Raw genomic sequence first — 22,024 nt, 5'->3', positions numbered from 1 at the left:
TGCGCTTGTGGTTTACGTCACATCTTAGTCCTGGGTCGCCCGGGGATCCACCGCCGATCACCACCGCCGGTCATCGCCGGCGGTTCGTCCGGCGTGTCGGCTCGGCGGACATGGGATCCTCCGGCCACGGGTGTCTGGGGTACCGCCCCCGCATCTCCGCGCGCACCCCGGGATAGGCCTCGCGCCAGAAGAACGCCAGGTCCCGTGTCACCGCGAGCGGCCGGCCGGCGGGCGAGAGCAGGTGGACGGTCACGGGCACCCGGCCGTCGCAGACGCGGGGGGAGGTGGTCCAGCCGAAGCACTCCTGCAACTTCACCGCCAGCACCGGCGGGTCATCGGAGCCGACCTCGGGGTAATCGACGCGGTACGACGACGAGGAGGGCACCTGCAGGCGGTCGGGCACCAGCTCATCGAACCGACCGGCCTCGGGCCAGGGCAGCAGTCGGCGCAGCGCCGGGCCGAGGTCTCGTCCCGCCAGCCGGGAACCGTGGGCGAGGGCGTCGATCTCTGGGCCGAGCCAGTCGTCCAGCCGCTCCGCCAGCCCGTCGGCGGACACGTCCGGCCACGGCGGGCCGAGCTCCCGGTGCGCGAGCCCGAGACGGCGCCACAGCCGGACCGCGTCGTCGTCGGGACCCAGCGCGGCGAGTCCGCCGGCCCGGACCGCCGCCGCCACCGCCCGCCCGGCGGCCGCGGGCGAGGTCCGGACCGGTGTGGAGGAGAGCTCGATCGCGCCGAGCCGCCGGATGCGCCGCCCCGCCACCGAACCACGGTCGAAGACGGCCGTCTCGTCGTCGTCGAGGAGGTGTGACGCCGCACGTTCCGCAGCCGGTCGGTCCACGGCGGCGCCCGCGCGGATCACCGCGCCGGCCTCTCCCGCCGCACGCCCGGAGGCACGCCCGACCTCGGCGACCGCGAGCCACTCGTGGCCCGCCAGTGCGGAACCCGGCGGCACCACCGCGCCGGTCCCGGAGGCGAAGGTGTACTGGTCGCCGCGTCGGCGCGCGACGCGGTCCGGGTGGGCGAGCGCCACGACCGTCCCGACGGCGTCCGCCAGCGGGATCCCTCCTCCCGGCTGGCCGCTCCTGCCGTTCCCGCGCCCGCCGTTCCCGCCCCGGCCGTCGGCCCGGCTGGCACCGCGGTCGCCCCGCACGATCCGCTCGAGGCGGCGGACCTCCCGCTCCCACGACGAGGCGTCCGGCGCGCGTCCCGACCGCAGTGCCCGCAGGTCCGCGACCAGGTCACCGCCGGGCGAGCGCCGACCCGAGGCCAGCATCGCGACCACCTCGGCGGCCGTCGTCGCCCCGACGAGCCCCGCGCCGTCGAGCAGCGCCCGGGCGTGACGCGGATCGGCCGGCACCCGTGCCAGGTCGCGCCCGCGGTCGGTCACGCGGCCGTCGTCGTCGACCCCGCCCAGGCCGTGCAGCACCGCCTCGGCGCGGGCGATCTCCCCCGACGGCGGCGGATCGGGCAGCGCCAGCCCCTCGCCGCGGGGAGCACCCCAGCAGGCCACATCGAGCGCGAACGTCGTCAGGTCGGACGTCGCGATCGCCGGGGTGCGGTGGTCGGGCAGGTGCGAGTACTCCTGCTCCGTCAGGCAGCGCACCGCCACGCCGGGGCCGAGCCGGGCGGCCCGTCCGGAGCGCTGGACGCACGAGTCCCGCGACGCCGAGACCGTCACCAGCCCGGTCATGTCCCGCGCGGTGTCCCGGCGCGGTTCGCGGCTGAGGCACGCGTCCACCACCAGTCGTACCCCGGGCACCGTCAGCGAGGACTCCGCCAGGTCGGTCGACACCACGATCCGCGGCAGCACCGCGTCGCCCGGCCCGGTCCGTCTCCCGGAACCCGAGACCGCCCGGTCCTGCGCAGCGGCGTCCAGCCCGCCGTGCAGCGGCAGGACCTCGACCGCGTCGCCCGACCTCCCCGACAGCGCGCGCACGACCCGCTCGATCTCGCGCACACCCGGCAGGAACACCAGTGCGTCGACGCCACTCGCGGCGACCTCGCGCGCCGTCACCGCGGCCACATGGTCCAGGAAGGCGTCGGTGACCCCGCGGGCGTCCAGGCGGGCCGCCGGCGGCGGGGCGTACCGGATCTCCAGTGGGTGCAGTTCCGCAGGGACGTCGACGACCGGCGCCGCGGTGTCCCCGGCCGCGGTCCCGCCGCCGAGCAGCCGGGCGAAGCGCCCTGCCTCCACCGTCGCGGACATCGCCACCACCGGCAGATCGTCGCGCAGCTGCCGCACCTCACACAGCAGTGCGAAGGCCAGGTCGGACTCGACGTCGCGTTCGTGGACCTCGTCGAGCACCACGGCCCCGACACCGGGCAGGTCGGGATCGGCGAGCAGTCGGCGCACCAGCACCCCCGGCGTCACGAACTCGACGAGGGTGTCCCTGCCGACACGCGAGTCCCCACGGACCGTGTAGCCCGCCACGTCACCGGTCCCGGTCCCCGTGAGCGCGGCCAGCCGCCGGGCGGCCGAACGGGCGGCGACCCGTCGGGGCTGGGTGACGACGACCCGCCCCGACACCGCGTCGGCGACCGCGGGCGGGACGAGTGTCGTCTTGCCGGTGCCGGGTGGTGCCTGGACCACCGCGGTGCCCGACGTGGCGAGGGCGTCCCGCAGGGCGGGCAGGGCCCGGGCGAACGGCAGCCCGCGGCCGATGCGGTCGAGATCGAACGCGCTCACGGCGCCCGGCCGCCGATCGCGTAGCTCATGGCGACGACCCTAGTGGCCGGGGATCCGGCCCGTTGCGGGGCGTTCGCTGACGGCGTACACGATCGTGCAATCGATCCCCGACCTGCCACGTTGAACACTGGTGACGGGCCTCGTGCTGCTCCTGCGGTGCAGAGCGTCAGAACCGGCCACTACAGTGGTGAAAAACCGAGGAATGTGAGGTAGCACGATGTTCGAACGGTTTACCGACCGCGCGCGTCGCGTCGTCGTCCTGGCCCAGGAAGAGGCCAGGATGCTCAACCACAATTACATCGGCACCGAGCACATCCTGCTGGGTCTCATCCATGAGGGCGAGGGAGTGGCCGCCAAGGCCCTCGAGTCCCTCGGGATCTCGCTGGAAGCGGTGCGGAGTCAGGTCGAGGAGATCATCGGCCAGGGCCAGCAGGCGCCCAGCGGGCACATCCCGTTCACGCCGCGGGCCAAGAAGGTCCTGGAGCTGAGCCTGCGCGAGGCGCTGCAGCTCGGCCACAACTACATCGGCACAGAGCACATCCTGCTCGGCCTCATCCGTGAGGGCGAGGGCGTCGCCGCCCAGGTGCTGGTCAAGCTCGGCGCGGACCTCACACGGGTGCGCCAGCAGGTCATCCAGCTGCTGTCCGGGTACCAGGGCAAGGAGGCCGAGGCCTCGGGCACGCCCGCCGGCTCCGGTGGCCGCGAGGCCGGGACCCCGTCGTCGTCGACGGTCCTGGACCAGTTCGGTCGCAACCTCACCCAGGCCGCCATGGAGGGCAAGCTCGACCCGGTCGTCGGTCGCGCCAAGGAGGTGGAGCGCATCATGCAGGTGCTCTCCCGGCGCACCAAGAACAACCCGGTGCTCATCGGTGAGCCCGGCGTGGGCAAGACCGCCGTCGTCGAGGGCCTGGCGCAGGCTATCGTCAACAACGAGGTCCCCGAGACCCTCAAGGACAAGCAGCTGTACTCGCTTGACCTGGGCTCGCTCGTGGCCGGGTCCCGTTACCGCGGTGACTTCGAGGAACGCCTGAAGAAGGTCCTCAAGGAGATCAACCAGCGCGGCGACATCATCCTGTTCATCGACGAGATCCACACCCTCGTCGGGGCCGGTGCCGCCGAGGGCGCGATCGACGCGGCGTCGATCCTCAAGCCCAAGCTGGCCCGCGGTGAGCTGCAGACCATCGGTGCCACCACGCTCGAGGAGTACCGCAAGCACATCGAGAAGGACGCGGCGCTCGAGCGTCGTTTCCAGCCGGTGCAGGTGCCCGAGCCGAGCGTCGAGCTGTCCATCGAGATCCTCAAGGGGCTCCGGGACCGCTACGAGGCCCACCACCGGGTCACCATCACCGATTCGGCCCTGGCCGCGGCGGCCCAGCTGGCGGATCGCTACATCAACGACCGGTTCCTGCCGGACAAGGCCATCGACCTCATCGACGAGGCCGGCGCCCGCATGCGCATCAAGCGGATGACCGCTCCGCCGGACCTGCGCGAGTTCGACGAGAAGATCGCCGACGCGCGCCGTGAGAAGGAGTCCGCGATCGACGCGCAGGACTTCGAGAAGGCCGCCGGACTGCGGGACACGGAGAAGAAGCTCATCGCCGAGCGTGCCGAGCGCGAGAAGCAGTGGCGCGCGGGCGACATGGACGTGGCCGCCGTGGTCGACGAGGAGCAGATCGCCGAGATCCTGGGCAACTGGACCGGTATCCCCGTCTTCAAGCTCACCGAGGAGGAGACCACCCGTCTGCTCCGCATGGAGGACGAGCTGCACAAGCGGATCATCGGCCAGGAGGACGCCATCAAGGCGGTCTCGCGGGCGATCCGCCGCACGCGTGCGGGGCTCAAGGACCCCAAGCGTCCCTCGGGCTCGTTCATCTTCGCCGGCCCGTCCGGTGTCGGTAAGACGGAGCTGTCCAAGGCCCTGGCCAACTTCCTGTTCGGCGAGGACGACGCGCTCATCCAGATCGACATGGGTGAGTACCACGACCGCTTCACCGCCTCGCGGCTCTTCGGCGCGCCCCCCGGGTACGTCGGCTACGAGGAGGGTGGCCAGCTCACGGAGAAGGTGCGGCGCAAGCCGTTCTCGGTGGTCCTGTTCGACGAGATCGAGAAGGCCCACTCCGAGATCTACAACACCCTCCTCCAGGTGCTGGAGGACGGCCGTCTCACCGACGGTCAGGGACGCATGGTGGACTTCAAGAACACCGTGCTGATCTTCACCTCGAACCTCGGGACCAGGGACATCTCCAAGGCCGTCGGGATGGGCTTCCAGTCCTCCGACAACACCGAGGACGCCTACGAGCGGATGAAGCAGAAGGTCAACGACGAGCTGAAGAAGCACTTCCGCCCGGAGTTCCTCAACCGTATCGACGAGATCGTCGTGTTCCACCAGCTCACGCAGGAGCAGATCGTCCAGATGGTCGACCTCATGGTCAGCCGTGTGGGCGTGGCGCTCAAGGCCAAGGACATGACCATCGAGGTCACCGACCGGGCCAAGCAGCTGCTGGCCAAGCGGGGCTTCGACCCGGTCCTGGGTGCGCGGCCGCTGCGTCGCACCATCCAGCGGGAGATCGAGGACACGCTCTCGGAGAAGATCCTCTTCGGCGAGGTCGCGGCCGGCGAGCTGGTCACGGTCGACGTCGAGGGCTGGGACGGTGAGTCCGACAAGACCGAGGACGCGAAGTTCACCTTCTCGGGCGCCCCGCGTCCCGACGCCCCCGCGGACCGCGAGGGCGAGGAGATCACGGCGAGTGTCGCGCCCACCGGCGAGGCCGGCCCGGGTGACTCGCTGCCGCCGACCTCCGGTGGCTTCGGTGGCGGCTCCACCGGCGGGCCCTCGGGTTCCGGCGGCGGGGCGGCTCCCGCCACCACCTGATCCGGTGCCGGTCCGCCCCGAGCGGCTGACGCAGAGCCCGAGCGGCTGACGCAGAGAACGACCCCCGCCACGAGGCGGGGGTCGTTCTCGTTCTCCCCGCTCGGGAACGGGGCGGCTGTGTCAGGCGGAGGGGGTCAGGCGGAGGGTGTCAGGCGGAGGGTGTCAGGCGGAGGGCTTGACGTCCATCACGACGTCGAACTCCAGCAGGTTCGCGCCCTCGGCGACGGGCTTGCCGTGCTCGCCGGCGTGGGCGGCCCGGGCGTCCCCGTCGCGCCACGCGGCAAAGGACTCCTCGTCCTCCCAGGTGGTCACCACGAAGTAGCGGGTCTCGCCGCCGGTGGGGCGCAGCAGCTGGAAACCGAGGAATCCGGGCGAGTTCTCGACGGTGTGCGCCCGCTCGGAGAAGCGGCGCTCGAGCTCGGCGCCGGCCTGCGGCGGGACGTTCAGGGCATTGATCTTCACGACGGCCATGGGCCGAGCCTACCCAGGCGGGCCTACGCGGGAAGTGAGTAGTGCTCGCCGACGCGGACGACGAGCCCGTCGCCGAGCAGCGAGTCCAGTGCCCGGTCGCGCTGGGTCGCGTCGGGCCACACCGCGTCCAGGGCGCTGCGGGCGGCGGTACCGTCGCCGTCGCGCAGGACGTCCAGCAGCAGCCCCCGCACCTGCCGGTCGGTGCCGGCGAACGTCTGCACCTTGCGCCGCGGGCCGTCCCACTCGGGTCGGCCCGCGGCCAGCCACGCGCAGGTGGGGGCGAGGGGGCAGTCGTCGCAGCGGGGGGCCCGGGCCGTGCACACCAGCGCACCGAGCTCCATGACGGCCACGGAGAACGCCACGGCTCGCTCGCGGTCGTCCGGCAGCAGCGCCTCGACGGCGGCCAGGTCGCGTCGCGTCGACGGGGGCCCCGCCTCCGCGACGCCGCGCACGGCGCGTGCGACGACCCGGCGGACGTTGGTGTCGACCACGGGGACTCGCCGCCCGTAGGCGAAGCAGGCGACCGCGCGCGCGGTGTAGTCGCCGACGCCCGGCAGCGCGAGCAACTGGTCGACGTCGTGGGGGACCCGGCCGTCGTGGAGGTCGACGACGGCGAGGGCGCACTCGCGGAGCCGCAACGCGCGGCGTGGATAGCCGAGTTTGCCCCACATGCGGATCACGTCGGCCGGGGCGGCGGCGGCGAGTTCGGCGGGGCCGGGCCAGCGGTCGAGCCAGGCCCGCCAGACGGGCTCGACCCGGGCAACGGGGGTCTGCTGGCTCATGACCTCGCAGAGCAGGATCTCCCATGCGCCGACCCCGTCACCGCGCCACGGCAGCGGGCGGCCGACGCGGTCGAACCAGGAGAGGAGCGCGGGTGTGTCGAGGGAGGTCAACGTCCGTCTTTCGGGGTCGGCGGTGCACAATATGAGCCATGCCTCATACCAACCCGATCAGCGCATGGGCCTCGCTCCGCGACGGCAACCACCGCTTCGTCGATTGCGAGATGCGTCATCCCAGCCAGAATACCCAGCGACGTGAGCAGCTCGTCGCCGCGCAGCACCCCAAGGCGGTCCTGTTCGGGTGCTCGGACTCCCGGGTGGCGGCCGAGATCATCTTCGATCAGGGGCTCGGTGACCTGTTCGTCATCCGCACGGCCGGTCACATCATCGACACCGCCGTGCTGGGGTCGATCGAGTACGCCGTCCACGTGCTGGACACGCCGCTGATCGTGGTCCTCGGGCACGACAGCTGCGGCGCGGTCAAGGCGACCGTGGACGCGCTCGCGACCGGTGAGATCCCGCCGGGCTTCCTGCGCGACGTGGTGGAGAAGGTGTCGCCGTCGATCCTCAACGGGCGTCGCGAGGGGCTCAGCAGTATCGACGACTTCGAGGCGCGCCACGTGCTCGAGACGGGTGAGCTGCTCGAGCAGCGTTCCAAGATCATCAGCGAGCGGATCGACAACGGCGAACTCGCGATCGTCGGCGTGACCTACAAGCTCTCCGACGGCCGCGCCTACCTGCGCAGCGTCCTGGGCGAGGTCGAGGACGTCCCCCACGGCCCCGGTGAGGAGATGGTCGCCATCTGACGCCCTCCGGCGGCCCGGCGGCCCGGCGGCCACCCGGTCTGAGGGACACGCCGCGCCGACGGGCAGGTGGGGCACCCGCGCGGCTCTAGAGTTGGACCCGTGCAGGAACCCCAGGGCCCCCTACCGCGCGAAGTCTATGTGCGTCGCCGCGTCGCCGCGGTCGTCGTCGCCGTCATCGCCGTGGTCGTGGTGGTGCTCGCGCTGTTCCTCGCCTCCCGCGACAGCGGGACCGACACCCAGGAGACCGCCGCGGGCGGGGAGAACGGCACGACCGGGGCCGTCGAGACCTCGGAGACGTCCACCTCCGCGACCACCGAGCGGGACGACGACGGAGGCGCCTCGCGGGGCCGGTGCGCGGACGAGGATCTCCGTCTGGACGTGTGGCCGGCCGAGCCCAACGTGCCCGTGGGCTCCGACGTGCGCTTCTTCGTCAACATCGTCAACGTCTCGGACACCACGTGCGACCGGGACCTGTCGGAGGCGCCGCTGTCGTTCGAGGTCTACCGGCTCGACGACAACTCCAAGGTGTGGTCGAGCATCGACTGCACCACGCCGCGCGAGGAGGACCAGGTCGAGCTGCGCCCCGATGAGCCGGAGCCGCGTCAGATCGACTGGACCGGCCGGCGGTCCGCCGAGGGCGCGTGTTCCGAGTCGGACCGGACGCCAGTCGAGGTCGGCGCCTACCAGGTGTACGCACTGGTCGGGAACGTCTTCAGCCCGGCCTCCACCTTCAACGTGGTCGAGGCCCCCGAGTCCTGACCGGGTCCTGACCGGGCCCGCGCCGAGCGATGGGGCGCCGCGGTGGTCGTCAGCCGGTGCCCAGGCCGGTGAGGCGCTGCCGGACGTGGCGGGCCCACAGCGCGCCGACGCCCTCGACGTCGGCGAAGTCCGACTGCTCGGCCGCCAGCAGTGCGGGCACCGATCCGAAACGTTCGACCAGCGCCGTGATCTGCACCGGCCGCAGGCGAGGGATGTGCGCGAGCATGCGGTGTCCGCGGGCGGTGACGTGCTCGTCCAGGTCCTCGGGCTCGGCCGGTAGCCCCAGGCAGCGGGCGACGGGCGCGGGCAGGAGCAGGTCGGCGTCGGTCAACGCGGCCAGTCGCTCGAGCCCGGCGGTGACCTGCTCCGGTGTCGGTATCGGGCGTGCATCGCCGTCGACGGCCTCCACGCGGAGGTGGTCCGCGACCAGGCCCCACAGTTCATCGGGGGTGTCGGAGAGCAGCTCCTCGAGCTGCAGGGTTGTCTGGCGCCCGTATTCGCCCATCTCCACCGTGAGCTCGGCGAGTTCGGCGCCCAGGCGTTCGAGCCTGAGCAGGCGCTGGGCCATGGTCACGACGTCGCGCACCGAGGCGTAGTCGCCCATCTCCGCCCGGTCGAGCCGGGCGCGGGCACGGGCGGTGCGGGCGCCGTGCCGCTCCATCGTGGCGACCGTCTGGTCGGCCCGGGCCAGCAGGACCACCGGGTCGGCCAGCACCCGGGCCAGTCCGCCGGCGTAGACGGTCACCGTGGTCATCGACGCCGACACGGCCACCGTGGGGACGCCGGTGTGCAGCGCCGTGCGCTCGGCGGCGCGATGACGGGTGCCCGTCTCGACGGCCGGCAGTGACGGGTCGGGGACCAGGTGGACGTTGGCGCGGGTGATCCGGGAGCCATCGGTGGACAGCACCACGGCGCCGTCCATCTTGCTCAGTTCCCGCAGTCGGGCGGGCGCGAACTCGACGTCGAGGTCGACGCCGCCGTCGCAGATGGTCCGGACGGCGGGATCGTCACCGAGCACCACGAGCCCCCCGGTGCCGCTACGGCGGATCCGGTCGAGTGCGTCACGCAGCGGGGTGCCCGGGGCGAGTCGCCGCAGGACGGCCCGCATGTCGGGGTCGACCGGTGAACCGTCGGCCGAGCGGGCGGAGAGGGCGGACGTGTCAGTGCTCCTCGGACTCGCCGGCGTACTCCGTCGGACGGGTGTACTCGCCGGCCTCGACGAGCTCGCCCACGACGGCGGCCTCGGTCTCGATCCGGTCGCCGTTGGAGAAGCTCACGGTGGCGGGCACGGAGACCCCGACGTCGAGGTCGTCGGCCGAGGGGAGGGTCGCGGTGGTCTGCTCGACGCAGACGCCCTCCGGTGCGGGGGCGGGCTCTGCGCCTTCGGTCGCGTCGACGACGATCGTGCAGCCACGCTGCAGCGGCCGGGTCTCGCCGAGCTGGACCGGGGTGCCGTCGATCTCGACCTGATCGAGGGAGACGGCCTCGCCGAGGCCGTAGCCGGTGAACGAGGCGACGAATCCGACGCGGGCCTCGCCACCGTTCTCGGGGACGACCACCTGCAGGTCGTTGACGTGCAGGTCGCCCGCGGAACCCCGTCCACCGTCGACCGCAGCGACCTGGTTGGCGGTCTGGGAGACCTGGCCGGCGCTGCAGGCCGACGCCCCGAGGGCGGCGCCCACGGCCAGGACTACGAGCGCGGTGCGGCGCAGGCCGGTGTTCGGTGAAGTCACGTCAGGCTCCTCGGGGATGGTCGTCTCTCAGGCCGGTCTCATCGTAGTCCACGGCCCGTCCAGACCGGCGTCAGAGTGGCCCCCTCACACCCGTGGGATTCCCTCGTCAGCCTGTACACGTTGCTGACCTGCGCAAACGGAAAACGCCTGCACTGAGGGCGTGCTAAGATAGGGCGGTCGAAAGGGGAAAGCCACTCATGGAGTTCAAGGTCGGCGACACCGTCGTCTACCCGCATCACGGCGCCGCCACCATCCAGGCGATCGAGATGCGGACGGTCAAGGGCACCGAGAAGGAATACCTCGTCCTCAAGGTTTCACAGGGCGACCTCACGGTGAAGGTACCGGCCGAGAACGCCGAGTACGTGGGCGTTCGCGACGTGGTGGACCAGGCGGGCCTGGACAAGGTCTTCGAGGTCCTGCGCACCGAGCACGCGGAGGAGCCCACCAACTGGTCGCGTCGTTACAAGGCCAACGGCGAGAAACTCGCCTCCGGTGACGTCAACAAGGTCGCCGAGGTCGTGCGCGACCTCTGGCGCCGCGATCTCGATCGTGGCCTGTCCGCGGGCGAGAAGCGCATGCTCGCCAAGGCGCGCCAGGTGCTCGTCGGCGAGCTCGCGCTCGCCGAGCGCTCGGACGAGGAACGCGCTGACGCCCTCCTCGGTGAGGTCCTCGGCTCCGCCGCACCGGCGTGACGCGACCGTCGGAGTGATCGGACACGGTCCGGACGGCCACCCCGCCCCCACGGGCAGGGTGGCCGCCGTCGTTCCCGCGGCCGGTTCCGGGCTCCGGCTCGGCGCGGGACTGCCCAAGGCCTTCGTCGAACTCCACGGCCGGACGATGCTGGAGCGGGCCGTCGCCGGCCTGCTGGACTCGGGGGCCGTCGACGATGTGGTGGTGGTGGTCCCGTCGGACCGCGTCCGGGAAGCCGAGTCGATGCTCGCCCGACTCCGGAACGATGACCACCTCGTCGTCGTCGCCACCGGCGGCGCGGAGCGCACCGACTCCGTGCGCAACGGGCTCGCGGCGCTGACCGCCACCCACGGTGATGCCGGCGCGGCGGTGTACGACGTCCTGCTGGTGCACGACGCGGCGCGGTGCCTCACCCCTGCCGCACCGACGCGGCGCGTCGTCGAGGCCGTGCGCTCCGGCGAGGTCGCCGTGGTTCCGGTGCTCCCGGTCGTCGACACCGTCAAACAGGTCGACGACGACGGCTACGTCGTGGGCACCCCCGACCGTTCCGGGCTGCGCGCCGTCCAGACACCCCAGGGGTTCGCCCCCGACGTCCTGCTCGCCGCCTATGACGCGGCCGGGGACATCGCCACCGACGACGCCGGCCTGGTCGAACGGATCGGGCAACGGGTCGCGACCGTCGAGGGAGACGCGCTCGCGTTCAAGATCACCACCGCCACCGACCATGCCCGCGCGCTGACGGAACTCGCCGGATCCCGTCCCGGCTCGGCGCCCCCCGTCCCCGCGGGCCGAATCCAGGAGGACCCGTGACCGGACCCGTCATCCCCCGCGTGGGGATCGGCACCGACGCCCACCGCGTGGAGCCCGGAAAGCGCTGCATGATGGCGTGTCTGCACTTCCCCGAGGACAACGGGTGCGAGGGGCACTCCGACGGGGACGTGGTCGCCCACTCCCTGGTCGACGCCCTGCTCTCGGCGGCGGGCCTCGGCGACCTCGGCGCGCTGGTGGGCACCGGACGACCCGAGTACGACGACGTCTCGGGCGAGCGCCTGCTGCGGGAAGCGGTGGCCGAGCTGGACGAGCACGGGTGGGTGATCGGCAACGCCGCCGTGCAGATGGTGGGCAACCGGCCCAAGATGGGGCCGCGCCGTACCGAGGCCGAGCAGCGATTGTCCGAGATCATCGGCGCCCCGGTCTCCGTCTCCGCCACCACCACCGACGGCATGGGCTTCACCGGCCGCGGTGAGGGGGTCTCCGCCGTGGCCACGGCACTGGTGTACCGGGCCTGACGGCCCGACACCGGTAGACTCGGCACCCGTGACGCTCCATCTGTACGACACCGCCGCCCGCTCCCTGAGGGAGTTCACCCCCGTCCGGGAAGGGCACGCGTCCGTCTACCTCTGTGGAGCCACCCCCCAGTCGGTCCCGCACATCGGCCACGTCCGCTCCGGCGTCGCGTTCGACATCCTGCGCCGCTGGCTCCTCGGATGCGGCTACGACGTGGCGTTCGTGCGCAACGTCACCGACATCGACGACAAGATCCTCACCAAGGCCGCCGAGAACGGGCGCCCGTGGTGGGAATGGGCGGCCACCCACGAGCGCGAGTTCACCCGCGCCTACGACGCGCTCGGCGTGCTGCCGCCGTCCACCGAGCCACGCGCGACCGGGCACGTGACCCAGATGATCGACTACATGGAGAGGCTCATCGAGCGGGGTTTCGCGTATCCGGCCGAGGGCAGCGTCTACTTCGACGTCGCCGCCTGGTCGGCCGCGCCCGAGGGCGACTACGGGCACCTGTCCGGACACCGACTCGACGAGGTCGACCAGGGCGAGTCCGCCGACCTGCGCGGTAAGCGCGACACGCGGGACTTCGCCCTGTGGAAGGCCGCCAAGCCCGGCGAGCCCGCCTGGCCCACCCCGTGGGGCGACGGCAGGCCCGGGTGGCACCTCGAGTGCTCGGCCATGGCCACCTGGTACCTCGGTCACACCTTCGACATCCACGGCGGTGGGCTGGACCTGCAGTTCCCGCACCACGAGAACGAGGCGGCCCAGTCCCACGCCGCCGGCGACGGGTTCGCCCGCTTCTGGCTGCACAACGGCTGGGTGACGATGGCCGGCGAGAAGATGAGCAAGTCACTGGGCAACGTGCTCAGCGTGCCCAACATCCTCACCGCCGTCCGCCCCGTGGAACTGCGCTATTACCTCGGAAGTGCGCATTACCGGTCGATGCTGGAATACTCTCCCGAGGCACTGCAGGAGGCGGCCGCGGCCTATCGCCGGATCGAGGCGCTCGTGCACCGGGTGAACGAGGCCATCGGGTCGGGAACGGCACCGGGGGGCGACGTCCCGGTCGGCGAGTGGACCGACGCGTTCGCCGCCGCGATGGACGACGATCTCGGGGTCCCCGCCGCGCTGGCGGAGATCCACGGCCGGGTCCGCGCCGGCAACACCGCGTTGTCGTCGGGGGATCTCGACGCGGCGCTCGCGGCGGCGTCGTCCGTCCGGGCGATGGCCGCGGTGCTGGGCGTCGACCCGCTGGACCCGCAGTGGACCTCCGCCGGGGGTGGGGAGGACGCGGCGTTGACAGCACTCGATCTCCTTGTGCGCGCAGAACTCGAGGCCCGCGCCGACGCGCGGGCGAACAAGGACTTCGCCACCGCCGACGCCATCCGTGACCGACTGGTCGCGGCGGGTATCGAGGTGGCCGACACCGCGGACGGCCAGAAGTGGTCGCTCGCCAACCGGAAGGACTGACATGGCGGGCAATTCGAGCCGGCGCGGAGCGATCCGCAAATCCGGCACCAAGAAGGGACAGGTCGTCGGCTCCGGCGGCCAGCGCCGTCGCGGGCTCGAGGCGCGCGGCGCCACCCCCAAGGCCGAGGACCGGACCTACCACCCGGCGCACCGCAAGGCCAAGGCCGCGTCGCGCAAGTCGGACGGTGCCCAGCAGCGCCGCCAGTACGCCCAGAAGAAGGCCGACGGGCCCGAACTCGTGGTGGGCCGCAACCCGGTCGTGGAGTGCCTGCGCGCCGGAGTCCCGGCGACGGCGTTGTTCGTGGCGGTGGGGGCCGACAACGACGAGCGGCTCACCGAGGCCGTGCGGTTCGCCGCCGACAAGGGGATCTCGATCCTCGAGGTGCCCCGCCACGATCTCGACCGGATGACCTCCAATGGCATGCACCAGGGGATCGGTCTCCAGGTACCACCCTACGAGTACGCCGACCCGGACGACCTCATCCAGAGCGCCATGCACTCCTCGAAGCCGGCCCTGCTGGTGGCACTGGACAACATCACCGACACGCGCAACCTCGGCGCCGTCATCCGCTCGGTCGCGGCCTTCGGTGGGCACGGCGTGCTGATCCCCGAGCGGCGCAGCGCGTCCATCACCGCGGTGGCCTGGCGCACCTCGGCCGGCGCCGCGGCCCGCCTACCCGTGGCCAAGGCGACCAACCTCAACCGGACGCTGCTCGACTGGGCCAAGCAGGGCGCGCAGCTCGTCGGCCTGGACGCCGGGGGCGACGTCTCGCTGGACGACTACGACGGCACCGGCCCCACGGTCATCGTCGTGGGCTCCGAGGGCAAGGGCCTGTCCCGCCTCGTCCGCGAGAACTGCGACTCGATCCTGTCCATCCCGATCGCGTCCGAGGTCGAGAGCCTCAACGCCTCGGTGGCGGCGGGCGTGGTGCTCTCGGAGTTCGCGCGGCAGCGGCGCGTCAAGCGCTGACCCGCCGAGGCGGGTCAGGCCCGCCCGGACCGCTGGCCCGCTGGTCCGCTGGTCCGCCCGGCCCGCCAGCGCGCTGGTCCGCGGCATCCGCTACCGCGCCTGGCGTCTCGCACACGCGCCTGAACGTTCGCTCGCCGGCATGGCGTCTGGCCTGCCCCGATGCGCGCGCGAGACGCCATGCCGACGAGCGGCTGTGGGCTGGCCGAGCAGGCGCGTGAGCGAGACGCCAGGCGCGGGAGCGGCTGTAGATGCGGGCGCAGGTCGGGCGCAGGGACCGTCCCGCGGAGGGTGTCAGGCCCGCGGCCGGCGCGGGGAGCGGCACCGGTCGAACGCCGACCGGGCGTGCTCCCAGGACTCCACCCCGTAGTACAGGTGGCCGGCGATCATGTAGAGCGCGGCGAACCGCTGGTAGGTCCACGCCCGGTCGAGGAAGGTCTCGTCGGCCCGCCCGGTGTAGTGGGCCAGCACGTCCTCGACGAAGCGCGGGCCGTATTCGTACAGCTCGGCGAAGTCGACGGCCGGGTCGCCCAGGCACATGTCGGTGAAGTCGATGAGGCCGAGCCTGCCGGGTCCGCCGAGCCTGCCGGGTCCGCCGAGCCTGCCGGGCCCACTGACCCCACCGGCCCTGCCGAGCCCGCCGGCCGCTTGCCCGGCCGCCTGACCGCGGTCCCAGTACAGGTGTCGGACGTAGACGTCGTTGTGCAGCAGCACCCGCGGTAGGAGGGTGGACTGCAGCGCCCCGACCTCGTCGCAGATCTCCCTGGCCGTGGCCATCTCGGCGTCGGTGAACACCGCCGGCAGGTTGTTGTGCACGATCCCGCGGACGAAGTCCAGGTTCTCCGGCTGGTAGGAGTGGGGCACCCGGTCGATCGGGGGCGCCGAGGTGTCCTGGATGTGCAGCGCGGCCAGCAGCGCGCCGAGTTGGGCGGCGAGTGTCGTTCTCTCGGTGGCGGGCAGGCTGTCGAACAGCTCCGGGGTGAGGCGCTGCCCGCGCACCAGCGGGTACCCGGCGAAGCGGCCGTGCGCGGGTACGTGAGAGTAGTGGGGGAGGGCGGCGTCGACGCGTCCCGCCAGGTGATCGAGGACCGCGATCTCGGTCGGCAGCTGCGCGAGGGCCTGGTCGTCGGCGGGGAACCGGAACACCAGTTCGCGGTGGCCGTGCGCATCCGCCCCGGAGCACCCGCGGCAGATCATCACGACGTGGTCCCAGCCCTCGTCGATCCGCTCGGCGGAGTCCCAGGTCAGGGTGGGGTAGGTGGCCCGGATGGCCTCGAGTTCGGCGGCATCGTCGTGCCCTCCGGCAGCACCGTCCGGCCCAGCACCGTCCGCCCCGGCACCCCCGGCACCCCCGGCACCCCCGGTCATCGCCGCACCGCCGCGAGACCGCGGCACGCCAGGTAGATGACGAACGAGATGGTGGTGACGAACACCGAGACCGGCACGCCCGGCGCGAGGGAGAGCAGCATCCCCCCGACGGCCGCGATCTCGGCGAACAGGATCGTCAGCCCGATCGCCCGCAACGGGCTGGAGGTGACGGCGGCTGCGGCGGCGGCGGGCGTGATGAGCAGGGACAGGACCAACAGTGCGCCGACGACCTGCACGGCCTGCGCGGCGGCCAGCCCCACGAGCACGGCGAAGACCATGTTGATGGCCCGCACCGGGACGCCCCGCGCCTCGGCGACCTCGGGGTCGGCCGACGAGAACACCAGTGGCCGGTACAGCACGATCAGCGCGCCCACGATGATGGCCGCGACCACCGCCATCTGCACCAGCCCGTGCTCGGACACTCCCACGATCTGCCCGGTGAGCAGGGAGAAGCTCGTCCCCGAGCGGCCGGGGTAGAGATGGATGAACAACACGGCCAGGCCGAGTCCGAACGCCATGACCACGCCGATCGAACTGTCGCGCTGGGACGCCCGGGAGCCCATCAGACCGAACATCAGTGCAGCGATCACCGACCCCAGGACGGCGCCCAGCCCCAGGTTGAGCCCGAACAGCAGCGCGGCGGCTGCGCCGGTGAGGGCGAGCTCGCTGGCGCCGTGCACGGAGAACGACATCTGCCGCATCACGATGAACGGCCCGATCGCACCGGAGAGCAGGCCGAGCAGTGCGATCGCGGCAAGGCCGTAGAGCACGAAGTCCTGCTCCAGCAGGTACGCGGTGGTCTCGGTGTCGGCGATGGACCCGAGGATCTCGAGCAGTCGGTCCATCAGTGCGCTCCATGTCCGTGGTCGTGGCCGCCTGCGGCGTCGTCATCGTGGTGGTGGTGCCCGCTCGACCAGGGTTCTGCGACGAGGTGCTGGGTGTCGCCCACCACGATGATCTGTCCGCGCACGCGCAGGACCTCGACGGGGGAGGAGTACAGCTCGGACATGACCTCGGTGGTGAAGACCTCGTCCGGGGTGCCGATGCGGTGCCGGCCGTCGACCAGGTAGACGATCCGGTCGACCATCGGCAGCACCGGGTTGATCTCGTGGGTGACGAACACGACCGCGGTGTCGTGCTCGCGGCGTCGGTGGTCGAGTACGGAGGCGACGGTGCGTTGACCGGTGAGGTCGAGGCTGAGCAGCGGTTCGTCACAGAGCATGACGCACGGGTCGCACGCGATGGCCTGGGCGACCCGCACGCGTTGTTGCTCGCCGCCGGACATCCGGCCGAGTGGCTTGTCGGCGAGCTTTCCGGCCGCGAGCCTGGTGAGGGCGTCGTCGACGATGCGCCGCTTTCCGGCGCGCCGTGACGGCCAACCGGGGCCCCAGCGGGTGCCGTCGATCCCGAGGGACACGAGGTCGCGTCCGCGCAGGGTGATGCCGGGGTCGAAGGCGCGCTGTTGCGGTACGTAGCCGAGGTGGGTGCCGCGGTCGCCGGGGGCGCGACCGTCGACGAGGACGGTGCCGGAGTCGGGCCGGTGTTCGCCGAGCAGCACCTTGAGCAGGGTGGTCTTGCCGGCGCCGTTGGGTCCGAGGACGGCCACGAACTCGCCGGGGGCGATCTCCAGGTCGAGGTCGCGGATGAGGGTGCGGCCGCCGCGGGAGACCGTCACGCCCTGCAGCGCGACGACCGGTCCGGGGCCGGGGGCGCCGCGGGCGTGGCCCGACCCGGGTTCAGTGGCCACCGTCGCCCACCGGGGTCGCGTCGGCCAGTGCGCCGGAGAGGTCGTCGACGATCCCCGTCATCCAGCCGATGTAGTCGGCGCCCTCGGGGAGGGTCTCGGTGAGGTCGACGACGACGAGGTCGGCGTCCTCGGCCGCGTCGCGGACGCGGGCGGTCACGGAGGTCTCGGTCTGGGTGTTGAAGGCCAGGAACGCGACCCGTCGCTCGGCCAGCAGGTCGAGCATGGCGGCGAGGTCGGCGGCGGACGGGTCGGTGTCGTCCTCGACGGAGGCGAGGAACCCGCGCGGCGTCAGGTCGGTCAGGTGCGCGGCCTCGAACAGGTGCGCGCCGACCCGCTCGGTCTGGGCGTAGGGGAAGTGGCCGCGGTCGTGGATCTCGTCGAGCCGCGCCTCGAGCGGGGTCAGGGCGTCGGCGAAGGCGCGGGCGTTGTCGCGGTACTGCTCGGCGTTGCCGGAGTCGATCGCGGCGAGTTCCTCGGCCACCCGCTCGGCCACGGCGGCGGCGGTGGGCAGGCTGAACCACACGTGCTCGTTGGCACCGTCCTCGTGTGCGTGCCCGCTGTGGTCGCCGGCGGGCCCCTCGTCGGCGTGAGCGTCCTCGTCGTGGCCGTCCTCGCCGTGGCCCTCGTCACCGTGATCGTCCTCGGCCACGGAGGCACCGGTGACCCGCTCGAACTCGTCGACCCCCCGCACGACGGGCACATCCCCGGCGTTGTCCAGCGCCATGTCCACGAACGCGTCGTAACCGGCGCCGTTGTAGACGACCAGGTCGGCGCCCGCGACCGCGGCGGCATCGGCAGGGCTGGCCTCGTAGGAGTGCGGGTCGGCGGCCGGGTCGGAGATCACCGACTCCACCGAGGCGTTGTCGCCGGCGACCTGCTCGGCGATGTCCGCGTAGACGGTCGTCGAGGCGACGACGGTCGGCCCGTCGTCGCCCGTGCCGGCGTCGCCGTCGGTGCCGCAGGCGGTGAGCACGCCCCCGCCCAGGAGGGCGGCCGCGGCGAGGGCCAGCGCGCGGGGCGTGCGGGCGGGGGAGGTGCGGGCGGGTGAGGAGGACGACATCGCGTGGACCACTCTCGTAGTAATGGGAACCGTTGTCGTTAAGTGTAGATCCGCGACGCGGCGAGCGTGTACATCCGGGGGTGTCAGCCCCGCAGATCGGCGAGAGTGTCGAGCAGCTCCACGACGGCGGGGATGTCCGCGACGCGGTGCGCGGCCGCCGTCTCGCCCTCGCCGACCTTGACGCCGACGTCCTGCGGTCGCAGGCGCGCGAAGCCGCGCTCATCGGTGACGTCGTCGCCGATGAACAGCGCCACCTCCGCTCCGGTTTGCTCGACCATCGTCTCGATGGCCGCGCCCTTGCTCGCCTCCCGCACGGCGATCTCCACGACGTTCTTGCCCTCGGTGACGAACACCCCGTCGAGTGCGGCCGGCCCGGCCATCGCCTCGGCCTGCGCGCGGTCCCGCTCCGCGGGATCGGCCACCGGGCGGACGTGCAGGACGGCGGCCGTCGGCTTGGTCTCGACGTGCGCCCCGGGGGTGCGGGAGACGATCTCCTCGAGGGCGGACCGCACCCGGGACAGCAGCGCCACCTCGTCGTCGTCGAGGGGGGAGTCGAAACCACCCTCCCACTCCGACCCGTGGCTGCCCACCAGGACCACCGGGGCGTCGGCGCCGCTCACCTCCGCCAGCGCCGCGCGGTTACGGCCGGACAGCAGGGCGACGGTGGTCCGGGGCAGCCCCGCCAGTCTCGCCAGGGCGTCCGCGGCACCGGGGGCGGGCACGGCCTTTGTGGGGTCGTCGACGAACGGGGCGAGCGTGCCGTCGTAGTCGCACGCCACCACGAGGGTGGGGGCGTCGGCGGCGCGGCGCAGCGCCTCGTCCAGGGTCTCGGCGGTGGTCATGGACGTCAGGATAGGCGCGCCGCCCGGACCCGGGCACCGCGAAAGCGCCCGGCACGCCATGTGACGCGTGTTACGTTAAGGAGACTCAAAGGCTGAAGTCGGGCGTCGGAAGGACGTACCGGTGAGCGCAGAGGATCGGGCACCGGGTGCGCCCAGTGTCCGACCGCGACCGGAAGGTGAGAAGACCATGGCACCATCAGTGCTTAGGACATCCGTACGCCGTCGTCCGATGAGCGTGATCGCCGCCGCCGCGGTGATCGGCCTGGGGCTCACGGGCTGTACCTCGACGAATTCCGACGACGACTCGAGTCTGCTGGAGACCCTGCAGGACCGCGGCAGCGTGACGGTCGGCTTCGCCGGCGAGGCGCCCTACTCGTTCCAGGAGAACGGCGAGCTCACCGGCGCCACGGTCGCCCTCCACCGCGAGATCTTCGGGAATCTGGGCATCGACACCGTCGAGGGCGTGAACGCGGACTTCGGTGCCCTCATCCCCGGTCTCCAGGCCAACCGCTTCGATGTGGTGAGCGCGGGCATGTCGATCCTCCCGGAGCGCTGCGAGCAGGCCGCGTTCAGCGAGCCCGAGTTCAACTACACCACCGCCCTCATGGTCGAGGAGGGCAACCCGATGAACCTCACGGACATGCAGTCCGTCGCCGAGAGCGGTGCGCGGCTCGCGACGATGACGGGCGCGATCGAGTCCGACTACGCCTCCGAGCTGGGTATCGACAGCATGCAGGTCGCCACCCCCCAGGACGGGATGGACGCCGTCACCTCCGGGCGCGCCGACGTCTTCGCCCTGACCGGCATCTCGCTGAACTGGATGAAGAACAACAACCCCGACGCCCCCGTCGAGGTGACCGAGTCGTTCGTCGCGGAGATCAACGGCGAGCCGCAGGTCGGCGCGGGCGGTACCGTGTTCCGCACCGACGACCAGGAGCTCCTCGACGCCTACAACGAGGAACTGGCCAAGATCACCTCCGATCCGGAGAAGTACCTCTCCATCGTGGGTGAGTTCGGGTTCACCGAGGGGGAGCTCCCCGACCCCGCGCTGACGACCGCCGACCTCTGCGCCGGCGAGTGACGGTGCACGGAGTCCGGTGACGAACGACCGTGGAAAGTAACATCGAGGCCTTCCTGGAGGCGTGGCCCCGCTTCCAGGAAGGCATCGTCACCACCATCTATCTGACACTGGGCGGTGCGGCGCTGGGCTTCGCCATGGCGCTGGTCCTCGGCGTGGCGGCCGGGTCCCGCCTCATGGTGATCCGCGGGGTGTCGAGGACGATCGTCGAGTTCTTCCGGGGCACCTCGTTGCTGGTGCAGCTGTTCTGGCTGTTCTTCGTGCTGCCGCTGCTCGGCTACGAACTCGATCCGCTCTTCTGCGGAATCCTGGCGCTGGGACTCAACTACGGCGCGTACGCCGCCGAGGTGGTCCGTGGTTCGCTGGCCGCCGTCCCGACCCCGCAGAAGGAGGCCGCGGTCGCCCTCAACTTCTCGCCCTGGCATCGCATGTCCAAGGTCGTCTTCCCGCAGGCGTGGGTGCAGATGATCCCGCCGCTGAACAACCTCCTGGTCCAGCTCCTCAAGGGGAGTGCCCTGGCCAGCTTCATCCTGCTGCAGGACCTGACCTTCCACATCGGGGAGCTGCGCCGGGTGACCGGCGATACGGTGTTCGCCTTCGGCGTTGGGCTGATCCTCTACTTCGTCATCGCGTACGTCCTCACCCTGTTCATGAATCTCCTCGAGGTCCGGGCGAAGTCCCGACTGGGGGCGGGGCCGTCGCTCCGTGAGGTGCTCAGCCTGCGACCCGAACGGGTCAACGAGGCAGTGGGGGTGGGCCGATGAGCGTCGATTGGAGCTGGGAACGCGCCATCGAGAGCATCCCGATCCTGCTGGAGGGGTTCCGGATCACCCTGCTGGCCACCGTCGTCGGCTTCCTCATCGCCGCGGTGCTGGGACTGGTCGTCGCGATGGTGCGTCGCGCCGCGCCCGCCGTGATCACCGTGCCCCTGCGCCTGGTCACCGAGTTCATCCGCCTGACCCCGCTCGTCGTCCAACTGTTGTTCGCGTACTTCCTGCTCCCGCAGTTCACCGCGCTGCAGATCGGCATCGCCGTGATCGGCGTGCACTACGCGACCTATATGGCGGAGGTGTACCGCGCGGGCATCGACGCGGTCCCGACCGGGCAGTGGGAGGCCGCCCGGGCACTGTCACTCCCCGCGGGGCGCACCTGGCGTGCCGTCGTCCTGCCCCAGGCGATCCGCAACACGGTCCCGGCGCTCGGCAACTACGCGATCTCCCTGTTCAAGGACACCCCGTTCCTGTTCGCGATCACGGTGGTGGAGATGGTGACCGCCGCGCAGCAGTACGGCGCCCGCAACTTCCAGTACCTCGAGCCCATCACCCTCGCCGGGGTGATCTTCCTGCTCGCGAGCTACCCGACCTCGATCCTCATCCGGAGACTGGAGAAGTCCCTTGTCTACTGACCCCAGC

General features: G+C 71.9%; 21 protein-coding genes. 11 read left to right on the top strand and 10 right to left on the bottom strand.

The features are described 5' to 3' along the window. Window positions 1-70 precede the first annotated feature (70 nt). A complete protein-coding gene (hrpB, locus tag Q2K20_RS13240) occupies window positions 71-2,686 on the bottom strand; it encodes an ATP-dependent helicase HrpB (RefSeq protein WP_269501653.1) in 2,616 nt (871 codons plus the stop codon). 217 nt (window positions 2,687-2,903) lie between these two features. Between hrpB and Q2K20_RS13235 the strand changes: the two genes are divergently transcribed. Then, window positions 2,904-5,558 (top strand): ATP-dependent Clp protease ATP-binding subunit, encoded by a 2,655-nt coding sequence (locus Q2K20_RS13235; RefSeq protein ID WP_069389253.1) that lies wholly within the window; start codon window positions 2,904-2,906, stop codon window positions 5,556-5,558. Between the two features lie 162 nt (window positions 5,559-5,720). Here Q2K20_RS13235 and Q2K20_RS13230 read toward each other — a convergent pair whose 3' ends face one another. Continuing rightward, the gene (locus Q2K20_RS13230) at window positions 5,721-6,029 is read right to left on the bottom strand and encodes an antibiotic biosynthesis monooxygenase family protein (protein ID WP_067711618.1); all 309 of its coding nucleotides are present in this window, start codon (window positions 6,027-6,029) and stop codon (window positions 5,721-5,723) included. Window positions 6,030-6,052: 23 nt separating this feature from the next. Continuing rightward, on the bottom strand, window positions 6,053-6,922 hold the full coding sequence (locus Q2K20_RS13225) for an A/G-specific adenine glycosylase (protein ID WP_132062731.1): 870 nt from the start codon (window positions 6,920-6,922) through the stop codon (window positions 6,053-6,055). Window positions 6,923-6,960: 38 nt separating this feature from the next. Between Q2K20_RS13225 and Q2K20_RS13220 the strand changes: the two genes are divergently transcribed. Then, on the top strand, window positions 6,961-7,614 hold the full coding sequence (locus Q2K20_RS13220; RefSeq protein ID WP_069390409.1) for a carbonic anhydrase: 654 nt from the start codon (window positions 6,961-6,963) through the stop codon (window positions 7,612-7,614). A 99-nt stretch (window positions 7,615-7,713) separates the two neighbouring features. Next, complete coding sequence (locus Q2K20_RS13215) at window positions 7,714-8,373, top strand: hypothetical protein (RefSeq protein WP_067711627.1); 660 nt, start codon at window positions 7,714-7,716, stop codon at window positions 8,371-8,373. 49 nt (window positions 8,374-8,422) lie between these two features. Here the strand turns inward: Q2K20_RS13215 and disA are convergent, their stop codons facing one another. Then, window positions 8,423-9,481 (bottom strand): DNA integrity scanning diadenylate cyclase DisA, encoded by a 1,059-nt coding sequence (gene disA / locus Q2K20_RS13210; RefSeq protein WP_069390410.1) that lies wholly within the window; start codon window positions 9,479-9,481, stop codon window positions 8,423-8,425. 52 nt (window positions 9,482-9,533) lie between these two features. Then, window positions 9,534-10,106, bottom strand: a complete 573-nt coding sequence (locus Q2K20_RS13205) for a hypothetical protein (RefSeq protein ID WP_067711632.1) — start codon at window positions 10,104-10,106, stop codon at window positions 9,534-9,536. Window positions 10,107-10,303: 197 nt separating this feature from the next. On the opposite strand from Q2K20_RS13205, the gene Q2K20_RS13200 reads away from it, so the two are divergent. From Q2K20_RS13200 to rlmB, 5 genes are read left to right on the top strand one after another with little or no spacing between them, the layout of a single operon-like run. Further along, window positions 10,304-10,798: a CarD family transcriptional regulator gene (locus tag Q2K20_RS13200; RefSeq protein WP_067711635.1), complete on the top strand. Its 495-nt coding sequence runs from the start codon at window positions 10,304-10,306 to the stop codon at window positions 10,796-10,798. 13 nt (window positions 10,799-10,811) lie between these two features. Beyond that, a complete protein-coding gene (gene ispD / locus Q2K20_RS13195) occupies window positions 10,812-11,606 on the top strand; it encodes a 2-C-methyl-D-erythritol 4-phosphate cytidylyltransferase (protein WP_253696078.1) in 795 nt (264 codons plus the stop codon). Next, window positions 11,603-12,085, top strand: a complete 483-nt coding sequence (gene ispF, locus Q2K20_RS13190) for a 2-C-methyl-D-erythritol 2,4-cyclodiphosphate synthase (protein ID WP_069390411.1) — start codon at window positions 11,603-11,605, stop codon at window positions 12,083-12,085. The genes ispD and ispF overlap by 4 nt, the downstream gene beginning before the upstream one ends. A gap of 28 nt (window positions 12,086-12,113) precedes the next feature. Next, on the top strand, window positions 12,114-13,550 hold the full coding sequence (gene cysS / locus Q2K20_RS13185) for a cysteine--tRNA ligase (protein ID WP_069390412.1): 1,437 nt from the start codon (window positions 12,114-12,116) through the stop codon (window positions 13,548-13,550). A 1-nt stretch (window position 13,551) separates the two neighbouring features. Continuing rightward, window positions 13,552-14,520 (top strand): 23S rRNA (guanosine(2251)-2'-O)-methyltransferase RlmB, encoded by a 969-nt coding sequence (gene rlmB / locus Q2K20_RS13180; protein WP_069390413.1) that lies wholly within the window; start codon window positions 13,552-13,554, stop codon window positions 14,518-14,520. Window positions 14,521-14,811: 291 nt separating this feature from the next. Here the strand turns inward: rlmB and Q2K20_RS13175 are convergent, their stop codons facing one another. The 5 genes from Q2K20_RS13175 to otsB all read right to left on the bottom strand — a co-directional run bounded on the left by Q2K20_RS13175 (window position 14,812) and on the right by otsB (window position 19,534). Continuing rightward, window positions 14,812-15,885, bottom strand: coding sequence for a phosphotransferase (locus tag Q2K20_RS13175; RefSeq protein WP_269501647.1), 1,074 nt, complete (start codon window positions 15,883-15,885; stop codon window positions 14,812-14,814). Continuing rightward, a complete protein-coding gene (locus Q2K20_RS13170; RefSeq protein WP_069389483.1) occupies window positions 15,882-16,730 on the bottom strand; it encodes a metal ABC transporter permease in 849 nt (282 codons plus the stop codon). The genes Q2K20_RS13175 and Q2K20_RS13170 overlap by 4 nt, the downstream gene beginning before the upstream one ends. After that, window positions 16,730-17,632 (bottom strand): metal ABC transporter ATP-binding protein, encoded by a 903-nt coding sequence (locus Q2K20_RS13165; RefSeq protein ID WP_096906093.1) that lies wholly within the window; start codon window positions 17,630-17,632, stop codon window positions 16,730-16,732. Before Q2K20_RS13165 ends, Q2K20_RS13170 begins: the two co-directional genes overlap by 1 nt. Continuing rightward, the gene (locus Q2K20_RS13160; protein WP_268099268.1) at window positions 17,622-18,692 is read right to left on the bottom strand and encodes a metal ABC transporter solute-binding protein, Zn/Mn family; all 1,071 of its coding nucleotides are present in this window, start codon (window positions 18,690-18,692) and stop codon (window positions 17,622-17,624) included. Before Q2K20_RS13160 ends, Q2K20_RS13165 begins: the two co-directional genes overlap by 11 nt. Before the next feature lie 83 nt (window positions 18,693-18,775). Then, entirely contained in the window at window positions 18,776-19,534 is a 759-nt protein-coding gene (gene otsB / locus Q2K20_RS13155) for a trehalose-phosphatase (RefSeq protein WP_132062723.1), read from the bottom strand. 229 nt (window positions 19,535-19,763) lie between these two features. On the opposite strand from otsB, the gene ehuB reads away from it, so the two are divergent. The 3 genes from ehuB to ehuD are packed head-to-tail and all read left to right on the top strand — an operon-like array spanning window position 19,764 to window position 22,017. Next, complete coding sequence (ehuB, locus tag Q2K20_RS13150) at window positions 19,764-20,615, top strand: ectoine/hydroxyectoine ABC transporter substrate-binding protein EhuB (protein ID WP_205475706.1); 852 nt, start codon at window positions 19,764-19,766, stop codon at window positions 20,613-20,615. Between the two features lie 29 nt (window positions 20,616-20,644). Further along, entirely contained in the window at window positions 20,645-21,376 is a 732-nt protein-coding gene (gene ehuC / locus Q2K20_RS13145) for an ectoine/hydroxyectoine ABC transporter permease subunit EhuC (protein WP_067711660.1), read from the top strand. Then, window positions 21,373-22,017: an ectoine/hydroxyectoine ABC transporter permease subunit EhuD gene (gene ehuD / locus Q2K20_RS13140; protein WP_069388849.1), complete on the top strand. Its 645-nt coding sequence runs from the start codon at window positions 21,373-21,375 to the stop codon at window positions 22,015-22,017. Before ehuC ends, ehuD begins: the two co-directional genes overlap by 4 nt. Window positions 22,018-22,024: the final 7 nt, after the last annotated feature.

Source organism: Dietzia sp. IN118 (genome assembly GCF_032905965.1).
In the GTDB taxonomy this organism is placed as follows: domain Bacteria; phylum Actinomycetota; class Actinomycetes; order Mycobacteriales; family Mycobacteriaceae; genus Dietzia; species Dietzia kunjamensis.
This window is presented reverse-complemented; position numbering and strand designations above follow the sequence as displayed.